This window comes from Shinella pollutisoli (assembly GCF_024609765.1).
GTDB lineage: Bacteria > Pseudomonadota > Alphaproteobacteria > Rhizobiales > Rhizobiaceae > Shinella > Shinella pollutisoli.
The window spans coordinates 1-11,603 of the sequence record NZ_JANFDG010000045.1 but is presented as its reverse complement, the minus strand read 5'-3'; the positions used below and the strand labels follow the sequence as shown (position 1 = coordinate 11,603).

The window sequence follows — 11,603 nt, the reverse complement described above, 5'->3', positions numbered from 1 at the left end:
CACCCCCTCATCCGGCCCTTCGGGCCACCTTCTCCCCGATGGGGAGAAGGGAAGACGTCCCCTACCGCATGAGCGCCCGCGCCTCCTCGATGCCGAGCGCCTCCGGCTGGGTGCAGGTGGTGACGATGTCGATCGCCCTGCCCTCCTCGGCCGAGCGCAGGATCGCCGTCAGCACGTCGATCGTGTGCAGCGAGCGGTCGAGCGAGCAGCGGTGGTCGCGGCCGGCCGCCACCGCCGCCATCATGTCGGCAAGGCCGATGCCGCGGTAGTTCGCCTGCGTGCCCCAGTCGAACTGGTAGTTGTGCGCGGTGAGCGGATGGTCCCAGACCGCCACCGCCTTCGGCTCCCGGTCGTTGCCCGCCACCTCCACCGGGCCGCCGAAGAAGTTCGGGTCCGGCACGAAGACGGCGCCCTCGGTGCCGTAGAGCTCCATGTTCTGGTGGCGGTGCGCCCAGACGTCCCAGCTCGACATCAGCGAGACCTGCGCGCCGTTTGTAAATTCCAGGATCGCATGGATGTTGGTGGCGACGGAGACCGGCACCTTCTCGCCGAGCCGCGGGCCGTTGCCGATGGTGCGCTCCTCGTGCGCCCGGTTGGCAAGCGCCACGACGCGCTTCACCGGGCCGATCAGGTTGACGAGGTTGTTGACGTAGTAGGGCCCCATGTCGAGGATCGGCCCGCCGCCCGGCGCGAAGAAGAAGTCCGGGTTCGGATGCCAGCTCTCCATGCCGGGGCTCAGCACATGCGCCGTGCCCGACATGATTTTTCCCACGCGCCCGCTGTCGATCAGGTGGCGCACGAACTGGTGCGAGCCGCCGAGATAGGTGTCCGGCGCCGAGCCGACCTTGAGGTTTTTCGCGTCGGCGATGCGGCGCAGGTCCTCGCCCTGCTCGAGCGTCAGCACGAAGGGCTTTTCCGAATAGACATGCTTGCCGGCCTCCAGCACCTTCCTCGATACCGGGTAATGCGCCTCCGGCACCGTCAGGTTGACGACGACGTCGACCGCCGGGTTCGCCAGAAGCGCCTCGATCTCCTGCGCCTCCACGCCGAACTCCTCCGCCCGCGCCTTCGCCGCGGCGGGATTGATGTCGGCACAGGCGACGACCCGGAGGTTCCTGAAGATCGGGATCAGCCTGAAATAGGCCCCCGAGATATTGCCGCAGCCGATGATGCCGACTCCGTATTCCTTAGCCATGACGGTCTGTCCTCAGAATGCCTTGACGGACGCGATCGAGCGCGTCGCGAGCCGGTTGATGTCCTTGGGATTGTCGTGCTCGACGATGAAATGCCTGACCGGCGAGCCGGCGAGCGCCTTGAAGAGATCGGCCCAGGCGACGGTGCCATGGCCGACGTCGGCCCAGCCGTCCTCCTCGGCGTTCTCGCCGGCCGGCGCGATGTCCTTGACATGGACGGCGGTGATGCGGTCGCCGTATTTCCCGATCCACGCGAACGGATCGGCGCCGCCGCGGACGATCCAGGCGATATCGGCCTCCCAGGAGAGGTCCGGCCCGCCGGCGAAGATATGGTCCTGCGGCACGGAGCCGTCCGGCAGCGAGAAGAACTCGAAATCATGGTTGTGCCAGCCGAAGGTGAGCCCCGCCGCGCGGATCGGCGCGCCCGCCTTCTGCAGCCGCTCGCCGAAGGCATGCCAGCCGGCGGCGTCCGCCGGCCGATGGTCGGGCAGCAGATAGGGGCAGTAGATCGCCTCGATGCCGAGCGTGCGGGCGATCGACAGCACCCGCTCCGGCTCGCTCTCCAGGAGATCGAGGCCGAAATGGGCGGTGGGCATGGCAAGCCCGTTGGCGTCGAGATCGGCCTTCAGACGCTGCACGCCGGCCTCGTCGAGCTCGTCGTAGAGCGCGCCGTAGCCCTCGACCTGAGTGTAGCCGGCGTCGGCGAGGATGCGGAACACCTCGGCGAAGGGCTGGAAGTTGCGGGCGCTGTAGAGCTGGAAGCTGACGTCTCCCATGGCCGTGTCCTCTCGTTATTTCAACCAGTTGTCGTAATCGGAAACCAGCAGGCGCTGGGGTCTTTCGTCCTCCTCGACGGCGGCGAAGCGGCCGACCGGATCGCGGAAGATGTTGTCGGTGCGGTCGTCGTTGACCGTGGAGACCTCGCCGACGAGCACGTCGCCGCCCTCGCCCCAGAAGGCGTGCCAGTGATGCGGCAGGAGGGTGACGCTCTCGCCGGGCCGCAGCCGCAGGTGCTCGCCCGCTTTCAGGCGTCGCAGCCGGCCGTCGGTCGCCACCTCGACCGCGCTCTCGCCGTCGACGGAGCCGTCCGGCGCGACGTTGAAGAGTTCGAGCACGAGGTCGCCGCCGCCGCGGTTGATGATGTCCTCGGCCTTGACGATGTGATGGTGCATCGGCGTGAGCTGGTTCTCGCGGACGATCATGATCTTTTCCGCATAGAGCATGCCGCGGCCCTGCTTCAGGTCCTCGGCCGAGCCGTTGCGCACCGTGAAGAGGAAGAGGCCGGTGCGGGGGAAATCGCCGGAGCCGAAATCGGTGATGTCCCAGCCGAGATCGCCGGCGCGGATGGCGGCGCTGTCGGTCGCGACCCGCTCGCGGAGCTCGTCCGGCGACCAGGCGGCGAAGGGCGGCATATGATAGCCGAAGGCGCGGATGAAGGCCTCGCCCTCTTCCAGGATGGCGTTGATCTCGCTGCGTTTCATGAGGGAACCGTCTGACAGGAATGAAGGTCGATCCAGCCGAATTCGGGCACGGCGCCCGCTTCCGACGGGGTGAAGACGAGGGTCCGGGCCTCCCCGGCCGTGAGATCGAAGGCGTTGTCCGACCAGCGGCCGGCGACGTCGGCCTCCAGCATGACGTACAGCGCGAGCCCGCTCGCCGAGGCCGTCACCTCGAAGGCACCGTCGCGCGGCCGGACGTCGAGCGCAAGGCCGGAGGGCGCAAGATCGAGCGCCTTGTAGTTGACCGCGACGTGATGGCCTTCCCCGCGCATGCCGTTCGAGGCCTCGAAGGACCAGAACAGCAGCTCGTCCTCCGGCAGGTCGGCGGCAAAGACGGAAAACAGCATCTCCGCCCGGTCCGGCCCGCACAGGCCCTCGGCGCTGCGATAGGGCCGGCGCTCGCCGGAAAGCGAGACGAACCAGGTATCGAGCCTCACCGTGACGGCCTCGGCCGTGTCGTTGACGACGGAGAAGCCGATGGTCTCGCCGTCCTTCGAGGGGACGGCGGCGACGGCGACCGGCTGGAAGAAGCGGCGCACCATGTAGTGCATCGCCTTCCAGCTTCCGCCGTGGTCGAGGCTCGACCAGGAGGCGACGGGCCAGGTGTCGTTGAGCTGCCAGTAGAGCGTGCCCATGCAATGGGGTTTGAGCGAGCGCCAGTATTCCACCGCCGTGCGGATGGCGAGCCCCTGCTGGATCTGGCTGAGATAGACGAAGCTCGGGAAATCCTTCGGGAAGCGGAAGTAGCGAAACATGGTGCCGGCGATGCGCTCGTTGCCGCCGACGTTCTTCTGGTGGCTCTCCATCACCGGCGAGGCGATGTTCATGTCGGCGGGCGCGGCGAAGGTCCTCATCACCGGCATGGAGGTGTAGGACTGGAAGCCGAATTCCGAGCAGAAGCGCGGGCGCACGGTTCGGTAATCGTCGAAGGACTTGTTCTCGTGCCAGACGGACCAGTAGTGCATGTCGCCGGAACCGTCCGCATGCCAGGCGTCGCCGAAGTCGAGATAGCCCGACGCCGGGCTCGACGGCCACCAGATCGCGCCGGGCGCCGCCTTCTTCATCGCCGTCTCGATCGTCCGGTTCAGGCGGTCGTAGGAAACAAGGTAGCGGTCGCGGTCCCTGCGGCTGACGTCGAACCAGGTGAGCGCGCCGACCAGCTCGTTGTCGCCGCACCACAGCACGATGGACGGATGCGAGGAGAGCCGGCGGACCTGGTAGTCGACCTCCGCCGCCACGTTGTCGAGGAAGTCGACGGTGGAGGGATAGAGGTTGCAGGCGAACATGAAGTCCTGCCAGACCATCAGGCCGAGCTCGTCGCAGAGGTCGTAGAACCAGTCTGCCTCATAAAAACCGCCGCCCCAGACGCGGATCATGTTCATGTTGGCGTCGACGGCGGATTGCAAGAGATCGCGCACCGCCTCGGGGGTGATGCGCGACGGCAGCGCGTCGGCGGGGATCCAGTTGGCGCCGCGGCAGAAGATCTCCCTTCCGTTGACCCTGAGCGCGAAGCGGCTGCCCGCCTCATCGGCATCGGTGACGAGCTCGACGCGGCGCAGGCCGACGCGGCGGCTGACGCGGTCCGCCGGCGTCTCGACGACGACCTCCAGAAGCGGCTGCGCGCCGCTGCCCGCCGGCCACCAGAGTTTTGGCGCGTCGATGCGAAAGAGATGGGTGAGCTGCGTCTCGCCGGCCTCGATGCCGACGTCGAGGCGGACGCGCTCGGCCCCGAGCGAGAAATGCACCGGCAGGATGCCGGGCCCGGCGGCGAAGAGCGTCGCCGTCACGTAGAGGTCGACGGCGCCGTCGGCATGGTGGAACTGGCGCGTCGTCACGTGCTCGATGCGCGCGACCTCCAGCCGGCGGAGCACGATCGAGCCGTAGATGCCGAGGGGCGCGATGGCGACGTTCCAGTCCCAGCCGAAATGGCACTGGGGTTTCCGCAGCATGTTGCCGTTGGCGATCGGCGAGTTGCCCTCGTGCCAGGGCACGAAGAAGGGCTGCTCCGCCTGCCGCGCCGCGCCCGCCGCGATGCTCGAATGGATGACGACGCGCACGGCGTTCGCGCCCGCCTTCAGCGCCGCGGTGACGTCGGGGCGGAAGCGGCGGAAGCAGTTGTCGGCATCCTGCACCAGCACGCCGTTGACATAGACGGAGGCGACCGTGTCGATGCTCTCGATATCGAGATACCAGTCGCCCTCCAGCATCTCCGGCGTCAGGTCGAAGGTCCGCTCGATCGCCCAGTCCTTCGCCGCCACCCATTGCACGTCGCGCTCGTTGCGGCCGGCATAGGGGTCGGGGATCAGGCCGGCGGCGAGGAGCGCGGTGTGCACGTCGCCGGGGATGGCCATCGGCGCGCTGTGGCTGCCGTCGAGGCTGGCGAGTTGCCAGGTGCCGGAGAGGTCGATGTGGGAAGTCATGGCGTGCCTCCGGTGCGGGTATTACCCGCCTCCGGCCTGCCGGCCGTCTCCCCCTCAACGGCTGGGCTACCGCATAGGAGCGCGACGTCGCCGCGTCCCCTTCTCCCCGGCGGGGAGAAGGTGGCCCGAAGGGTCGGATGAGGGGGCAAGTTCGCCGCATCTTGCCTGCGGCACCCCCTCATCCCGCTGCCGCGACCTTCTCCCCGCCGGGGAGAAGGGGCAGGACGCGCCCTCGCAATTCCATAGGCGAGAGCCCACCCTTGAGGGGGAGACGGCCGGCAGGCCGGAGGGGGGCAGCCATGCATCGCCATGCCTAGATCCTCTCCTCCGTCCCCGCATCGAACAGCGAGGCGAGCGCCATGTCGAAGGAGAGCCTGACCGCCGTGCCCGGCGCAAACCGCCGCGCGCCGCCGACGCGCACCGACAGCGTATGGCCGGCGAGCTTCAGCCAGAGCAGGTTGTCCGCCCCCATCGGCTCCTCGATGTCGACGGTCGCCTCGTGCGTCTCGCCGTCCTCGTTCACCCTGACATGCTCCGGGCGAACGCCGAGCACGACCTTGCGGCCGGCGGCAAGCGTCTCCCCCGACCGGTAGCCGTCGAGCGGAAAGTCGACGCCGTCCGTCGTGAAGACCAGACGGCCCTCCCTTTCGGCGATCTCGCCGTGCAGAAAGTTCATCGACGGCGAGCCGATGAAGCCGGCGACGAACATGTTCCTCGGCGCGTTGTAGATCGTGTTCGGGTCGGCGAGCTGCTGGATGACGCCGCTCTTCATGATGGCGATGCGGTCGGCGAGCGTCAGCGCCTCGATCTGGTCGTGGGTGACGTAGATCATCGTGTTCTTCAGCGACTGGTGCAGCCGCTTGATCTCGACGCGCAGCTCCGAGCGCAGCTTGGCGTCGAGGTTCGACAGCGGCTCGTCGAACAGGAAGACGTCGACGTCGCGCACCAGCGCCCGGCCGATCGCCACGCGCTGGCGCTGGCCGCCGGAAAGCTCCGACGGCTTGCGCTTGAGGAAGGGGCTGATCTGCAGGATTTCTGCCGCGCGCCCGACGCGCCGGTCGATCTCCGCCTTCGGCATGCGCGCCACCTGCAGGCCGAAGGAGAGGTTCTTCTCCACCGTCATCTGCGGGTAGAGCGCATAGGACTGGAACACCATGCCGATACCGCGGTCCTTCGGCTCCTCCCAGGTGACGTTGCGCCCCTTGATGAAGATCCGCCCGCCGGTCGGCTCCAGCAGGCCGGCGATGCAGTTGAGCAGCGTCGACTTCCCGCAGCCCGACGAGCCGAGCAGCACGAGGAACTCGCCCTCGCCGATGTCGAGATTGAGGTTTTCCAGCACCTTGACCGCGCCGAAGCTCAAAGACAGGTCCTTGATGGAGACGGAATGCGTCATGTGCTCAACCCTTGACTGCGCCGGCGGCGATGCCCCGGACGAAGAGGCGTCCGGAGACGAAATAGACGATGAGCGGGACCGCGCCGGTGAGCAGCGTCGCCGCCATGTTGACGTTGTATTCCTTCACGCCCTGGACGGAATTGACGATGTTGTTGAGCTGCACGGTCATCGGATAGTATTCCGGCCGGGTGAAGACGACGCCGAACAGGAAGTCGTTCCAGATGCCGGTGACCTGCAGGATCATCGCCACGACGAAGATCGGCAGCGACATCGGCAGCATGATGCGGAAATAGATCTGCCAGAACCCCGCCCCGTCGATGCGCGCCGCCTTGAACAGCTCCGAGGGGAGCGAGGCGAAATAGTTGCGGAAGAGCAGCGTCAGGATCGGCATGCCGAAGATCGTGTGGACGATGACGAGGCCGGTCAGCGTGCCGTAGATGCCCATCTCGCGCAGCACGATGACGATCGGGTAGAGCATCACCTGATAGGGGATGAAGGCGCCGACGATCAGGATCGTGAAGAAGACGTCGGCACCCTTGAACTTCCAGTTGGCGAGCGCGTAGCCGTTGATCGAGGCGATCAGGATCGAGATCAGCGTCGAGGGCACGGTGATGCGCACCGAGTTCCAGAAGCCGCGCGAGAGCCCGTCGCAGTTGAGGCCGGTGCAGGCGCTCGCCCAGGCCTTGGCCCAGGGCTCCAGCGTGATCTCCATCGGCGGCGAGAAGATGTTGCCGAGCCGGATCTCCGGCATGCCCTTGATGGAGGTGACGATCATCACGTAGAGCGGCAGGAGGTAGTAGACGGCGGCGACGAAGAGCGTGCCGTAGATCATGATGTTGCGGCCGGAGAGCATCCGCCGCGGCCGGCGGCCGGCGGGCTCGACGCCGGCCTTGCGCGCGGCGGCGAGCGCCGGGCCGTCTTTCAGAGCAAAAGTGTCAGCCACGCCTGCGTCCTCCGAATTCGAGATAGGCCCAGGGCACGATGATGATGGCGACGGTGACGAGCATCATCGTCGAGGCGGCGAAACCCTGTCCGAGGTTCTGCGCCTGGAACATGTAGTCGTAGACGTATTTGGCCGGCACCTCGGAGGCGATGCCCGGCCCGCCGCTGGTCTGGGCGACGACGAGGTCGTAGACGCGGACGATGCCGCTGGCGATGATGACGAGCGTGGTGATGAAGACCGGTCGCATCATCGGGATGACGATGAAGAGATAGGTGCGCCACACCGGGATGCCGTCGACGCGCGCGGCCTTCCAGATGTCCTCGTCGATGCCGCGCAGGCCTGCGAGCAGCAGGCACATGACGAGGCCCGTGCCCTGCCACAGCCCGGCGATCAGGATGCCGTAGATGACGATGTCGGAATCGTAGAGCGGATCGAAGGTGAAGCCGGTGAAGCCGAGGCTGCGCACGACGGACTGGATGCCGAATTCCGGGTTTAGGATCCATTGCCAGACGAGGCCGGTGACGATGAAGGACAGCGCGAAGGGATAGAGGAAGATCGTGCGGAAGGTGTTCTCGAAGCGGATCTTCTGGTCCATCAGCGCGGCCAGCACGAAGCCCATCACCAGACTGAAGACGAGGGTGAAGAAGCCGTAGATGGCCAGATTCTGGATCGACACGACCCAGCGCGGTGCCGCCCACAGCCGCTCGTACTGGTCGAGGCCGACATAGGAGAGGCGCGGCAGGAGCTTCGAGTTGGTGAACGAATAGACGACGGTCCACAGCGTCCCGCCGAGGAAGATGACGACCGCCGTCAGCATCATCGGGATGGAGGCGATCTTGGCGCTCAGGTTGCGCAACAGCCTGCTGGGTCGACCGGCATCCGCCTGGCTCGTCATGAGGGTCTCCTCCTTGATGTCGATCGGGGCGAAGCGCTGCCTCTCCCGCTCCGGTCGGGTCATGGCATAGGCGAATTCGCCCCTCATCCGGCCTGCCGGCCACCTTCTCCCCGCAAGCGGGGAGAAGGAGATTTGCCGGGCCGCTTTCCCAGACCATCGTCCTTTCGCAGGGCAGGTCCCCTCTCCCCGTTTACGGGGAGAGGGCTAGGGTGAGGGGCAAATTGCCGCGAGCGACGCCCCGCCGCTCAGTCTGCCGAGGCGATGATGTCGGCGAAGCGCTTCTGCGCGTCCTCCGGCGTCATCGACGGATTGGCGAAGAACTCGGAGAAGAGGTCCTCTTTCTGCTTCTGGCTGTCGGCCGAGAGCAGCTGGTCGGTGCCCTCGATGACGTTGCCGGCGGCAAGGATCTCCAGGCCCTTCTTCATGCAGTCGTTGGCGGCCGCGAGGTCGACGTCGCCGCGCACCGGCAGCGAGCCCTTCTTGAGGTTGAAGGCGACCTGCGTCTCGGGGGCGAGAAGCGTCGCGGCGAGAACGTCCTGCACCTTGGACTTCTCCTCGTCCTTCAGCACGGGGAAGTAGAAGGCGTCGCCCCCGGTCGAGATGATCTCGTTGACGCCGAGGCCCGGCAGGCAGGTATAGTCCTTGCCGGCGATCTGGCCGGCCAGCGCGAACTCGCCCTGCGCCCAGTCGCCCATGATCTGCCCGCCCGCCTTGCCGGTGATGACGAGGTTGGTGGCCTGGTTCCAGTCCTGCACGTTGGTGCCCTTGGACATGCGGCGCGCGTCGTCGGCGGCCTTGAACACCTTGGCGATCTCGGGACCCGCCGCGGCCTCCGCGTCCTTGTCCTTGAAGACCTTGTAGAAGGTGTCCTTGCCGGCGATCGCCACCATCAGCACGTCGAAGGCGCCGGCCGCCTGCCAGGGCTGGCCGCCGACGGCGAGCGGGACGATGCCGGCCGCCTCCAGCGCAGGCGCGGCGGCGACGAACTCGTCCCAGTTCTTCGGCACGGCGACGCCGGCCTTCTCGAAGGCGGCGTTCGACAGCCACAGCCACTGCCAGGAATGGATGTTGACCGGCGCGCAATAGATCTTGCCGTCGATGGTGCAGCTGTCGAGCAGGCTCGACGGCTTGACGATCTCCTTCCAGTTCTCGCGCGTCGCCACGTCGGTCAGGTCGCGCATCAGCCCCGCCTCGACCAGCTCCTCCGCCTGGCGGCCGTGGTTGAACTGCGTGGCAGCCATCGGGTCGCCGCCGGTGATGCGGCTCACCATGATCGGCCGCGCCGTGCCGCCGGAGCCGGCGATGGCGCCGTCGATCCACTTATTGCCGGTCGCGTCGAAGGCCTTGGCAAGCTCGGCGACCGCCGCGGCCTCGCCCCCGGACGTCCACCAATGGGTCACTTCGAGGTCGGTCGCCTGCGCCGCTGCAAGCGGCAGCACGACGGTCGCCGCCATGACGGCAGCCAAAGAGCGAAGTTTCATGAAATTCCTCCCTTCCTGAAACGTTGCCGTAAAAGGCTAGTACAATCGATTTAGCGGCGCAACCGCCATCTGCGGATCGGTCGGTTTTTTATTTTTTGGCAGGAATCACGCACTTCTCATGGGCAATGAGACAGCCGATCCGCAAGCGGATTCAAACTCTCAAGAGCTCAAGTTCTTTCTCCCAAGTATTTGATTTAAAACAATCTTATCTTCTGACTTTTGGCATTTCCATAAAGTGGGCTTCGCAAGCGCACAGACGCTTCCTCGGCGACGCACAAGAGGTTGCCGCGTCGCCGAATTGGCGGCTGCGGCAATTTCCGGCTCGACAAATCTCCTGCATCGTTACAGATTTATCTGCCTCGCGGGTGCGCAGTGGCGGCACGGGCCAAACCGTGTATAACCGCCCGCGACGGCGCGGAGACGGCAGGCGGGACATGGACAGGAAGACGAACGAGGAGAGGCCGGCAGCGCCCTCGCCGCCCAGCGAGCGGCCGACGCTGAAGACGATCGCCTTCATGACCGGGCTCGGCATCACCACCGTGTCGCGGGCGTTGAAGGACGCGCCCGACATCGGCGCCGAGACGAAGGAGCGGGTGCGGCTCGTCGCCCAGCGCATCGGCTACCAGCCGAACCGCGCCGGCGTGCGCCTGCGCACCGGCAAGACCAACGTCATCAGCCTCATCCTCAGCCTGGAAGAAGAGATCATGGGCCTGACGAGCCCGATGGTGATGGGCATCTCCGAGGTGCTCGCCACGACCCAGTACCACCTCGTCGTCACCCCCTACCGCGCCCAGGGCAATCCGCTCGATCCGGTGCGCTACGTGCTCGACACGGCCGCCGCCGACGGCGTCATCATCTCGCGCACGGAGCCGAAGGACCCGCGCGTGGCGCTGATGATGGAGCGCAACTTCCCCTTCGTCACGCACGGCCGCACCGAGATGGGCCTCGTCCATCCGTTCCACGACTTCGACAACGAGCGCTTCGCCTACGAGGCGGTGCGCCGGCTCGTCGGGCGCGGGCGCAGGCGGCTGGCGCTCCTGCAGCCGCCGCCCTACCTCACCTTCCACCTGCACATGCGCGCGGGCTTCGAGAAGGGTGTGCGCGATTTCGGCGCCACGGCCGTGCCCTTCGGCCGGGTCGACCTCGATTCGAGCCTCGTCGACATCCGCGCGGCCGGCGAGGCGCTGCTGTCGGGCCCCGACGCGCCGGACGGCATCGTCTCCGGCAGCGGCTCGGGCGCCGTGGCGCTGATCGCCGCGGTGGAAAGTGCCGGGCGCCGGCTCGGCCACGACATCGACATGGTCTCCAAGGAACCGCACATGTTCCTGCAATGGCTGCGGCCGGAGGTCATGACCATGCGCGAGGACATCCGCCTCGCCGGCCGCGAGCTCGCCAAGGCCGTGATCGCCCGCATCGCCGGCCGCCCGGCGGAGGAGCTGCAGACGCTGAGCGACCCGATCCCGACGGGGACGTAGTCGGGCCCTGCCCCTCATCCGGCTGCCGCCACCTTCTCCCCGCAAGCGGGGAGAAGGTGAAAACGGGACGGCATCGGTTCCTCGCCCGCTTGCGGGGAGAGGATGCCGGCAGGCAGGTGAGGGGCAAAAACCCCTCCCGGAAGTCATGACCTCCACCAGAGGTGGAGGTTTGAAACGCTGCGCTTGAACCGCTAGAAGCGGTTTTGTTATAAGTTAGTAGCTACGATTAAAGAGGTCGGCAAAGTCGGAAGCTTTGTCGGCCTTTTCCTGATTACGGATATAACGTCTGACGACCTGCTGATCA

General features: G+C 66.7%; 9 protein-coding genes and 1 pseudogene. 1 reads left to right on the top strand and 9 read right to left on the bottom strand.

The genetic code is table 11. From position 1 onward, the window contains the following. Window positions 1–61 precede the first annotated feature (61 nt). From NNZ72_RS24190 to NNZ72_RS24155, 8 genes are all read right to left on the bottom strand, one after another. Window positions 62–1,195 carry a Gfo/Idh/MocA family protein gene (locus NNZ72_RS24190; protein WP_257318232.1) on the bottom strand — a complete coding sequence of 378 codons (1,134 nt, stop codon included), beginning with the start codon at window positions 1,193–1,195 and terminating at the stop codon, window positions 62–64. 12 nt (window positions 1,196–1,207) lie between these two features. Further along, a complete protein-coding gene (locus NNZ72_RS24185; protein ID WP_257318231.1) occupies window positions 1,208–1,969 on the bottom strand; it encodes a sugar phosphate isomerase/epimerase family protein in 762 nt (253 codons plus the stop codon). Window positions 1,970–1,984: 15 nt separating this feature from the next. Beyond that, window positions 1,985–2,674, bottom strand: coding sequence for a D-lyxose/D-mannose family sugar isomerase (locus NNZ72_RS24180; protein WP_257318230.1), 690 nt, complete (start codon window positions 2,672–2,674; stop codon window positions 1,985–1,987). Next, window positions 2,671–5,112 (bottom strand): beta-mannosidase, encoded by a 2,442-nt coding sequence (locus NNZ72_RS24175; RefSeq protein WP_257318229.1) that lies wholly within the window; start codon window positions 5,110–5,112, stop codon window positions 2,671–2,673. Before NNZ72_RS24175 ends, NNZ72_RS24180 begins: the two co-directional genes overlap by 4 nt. Before the next feature lie 313 nt (window positions 5,113–5,425). Then, window positions 5,426–6,505 (bottom strand): ABC transporter ATP-binding protein, encoded by a 1,080-nt coding sequence (locus tag NNZ72_RS24170; RefSeq protein WP_257318228.1) that lies wholly within the window; start codon window positions 6,503–6,505, stop codon window positions 5,426–5,428. A 4-nt stretch (window positions 6,506–6,509) separates the two neighbouring features. Then, window positions 6,510–7,430 (bottom strand): carbohydrate ABC transporter permease, encoded by a 921-nt coding sequence (locus NNZ72_RS24165; RefSeq protein WP_257318247.1) that lies wholly within the window; start codon window positions 7,428–7,430, stop codon window positions 6,510–6,512. Between the two features lie 10 nt (window positions 7,431–7,440). Continuing rightward, window positions 7,441–8,343, bottom strand: a complete 903-nt coding sequence (locus NNZ72_RS24160; RefSeq protein ID WP_257318246.1) for a carbohydrate ABC transporter permease — start codon at window positions 8,341–8,343, stop codon at window positions 7,441–7,443. Window positions 8,344–8,588: 245 nt separating this feature from the next. After that, window positions 8,589–9,824, bottom strand: coding sequence for an ABC transporter substrate-binding protein (locus NNZ72_RS24155; RefSeq protein WP_257318227.1), 1,236 nt, complete (start codon window positions 9,822–9,824; stop codon window positions 8,589–8,591). Window positions 9,825–10,258: 434 nt separating this feature from the next. Between NNZ72_RS24155 and NNZ72_RS24150 the strand changes: the two genes are divergently transcribed. Further along, entirely contained in the window at window positions 10,259–11,299 is a 1,041-nt protein-coding gene (locus tag NNZ72_RS24150; RefSeq protein ID WP_257318226.1) for a LacI family transcriptional regulator, read from the top strand. A 213-nt stretch (window positions 11,300–11,512) separates the two neighbouring features. Here the strand turns inward: NNZ72_RS24150 and NNZ72_RS25630 are convergent. Further along, window positions 11,513–11,603: pseudogene (locus NNZ72_RS25630) on the bottom strand (IS200/IS605 family transposase); the annotation flags it as partial.

Coding starts and splice junctions, on each gene's coding strand:
- NNZ72_RS24170 (WP_257318228.1), bottom strand. CDS start 6,505: ATGACGCATTCCGTCTCCATCAAGGACCTGTCTTTGAGCTTCGGCGCG.
- NNZ72_RS24190 (WP_257318232.1), bottom strand. CDS start 1,195: ATGGCTAAGGAATACGGAGTCGGCATCATCGGCTGCGGCAATATCTCG.
- NNZ72_RS24150 (WP_257318226.1), top strand. CDS start 10,259: ATGGACAGGAAGACGAACGAGGAGAGGCCGGCAGCGCCCTCGCCGCCC.
- NNZ72_RS24180 (WP_257318230.1), bottom strand. CDS start 2,674: ATGAAACGCAGCGAGATCAACGCCATCCTGGAAGAGGGCGAGGCCTTC.
- NNZ72_RS24175 (WP_257318229.1), bottom strand. CDS start 5,112: ATGACTTCCCACATCGACCTCTCCGGCACCTGGCAACTCGCCAGCCTC.
- NNZ72_RS24185 (WP_257318231.1), bottom strand. CDS start 1,969: ATGGGAGACGTCAGCTTCCAGCTCTACAGCGCCCGCAACTTCCAGCCC.
- NNZ72_RS24155 (WP_257318227.1), bottom strand. CDS start 9,824: ATGAAACTTCGCTCTTTGGCTGCCGTCATGGCGGCGACCGTCGTGCTG.
- NNZ72_RS24160 (WP_257318246.1), bottom strand. CDS start 8,343: ATGACGAGCCAGGCGGATGCCGGTCGACCCAGCAGGCTGTTGCGCAAC.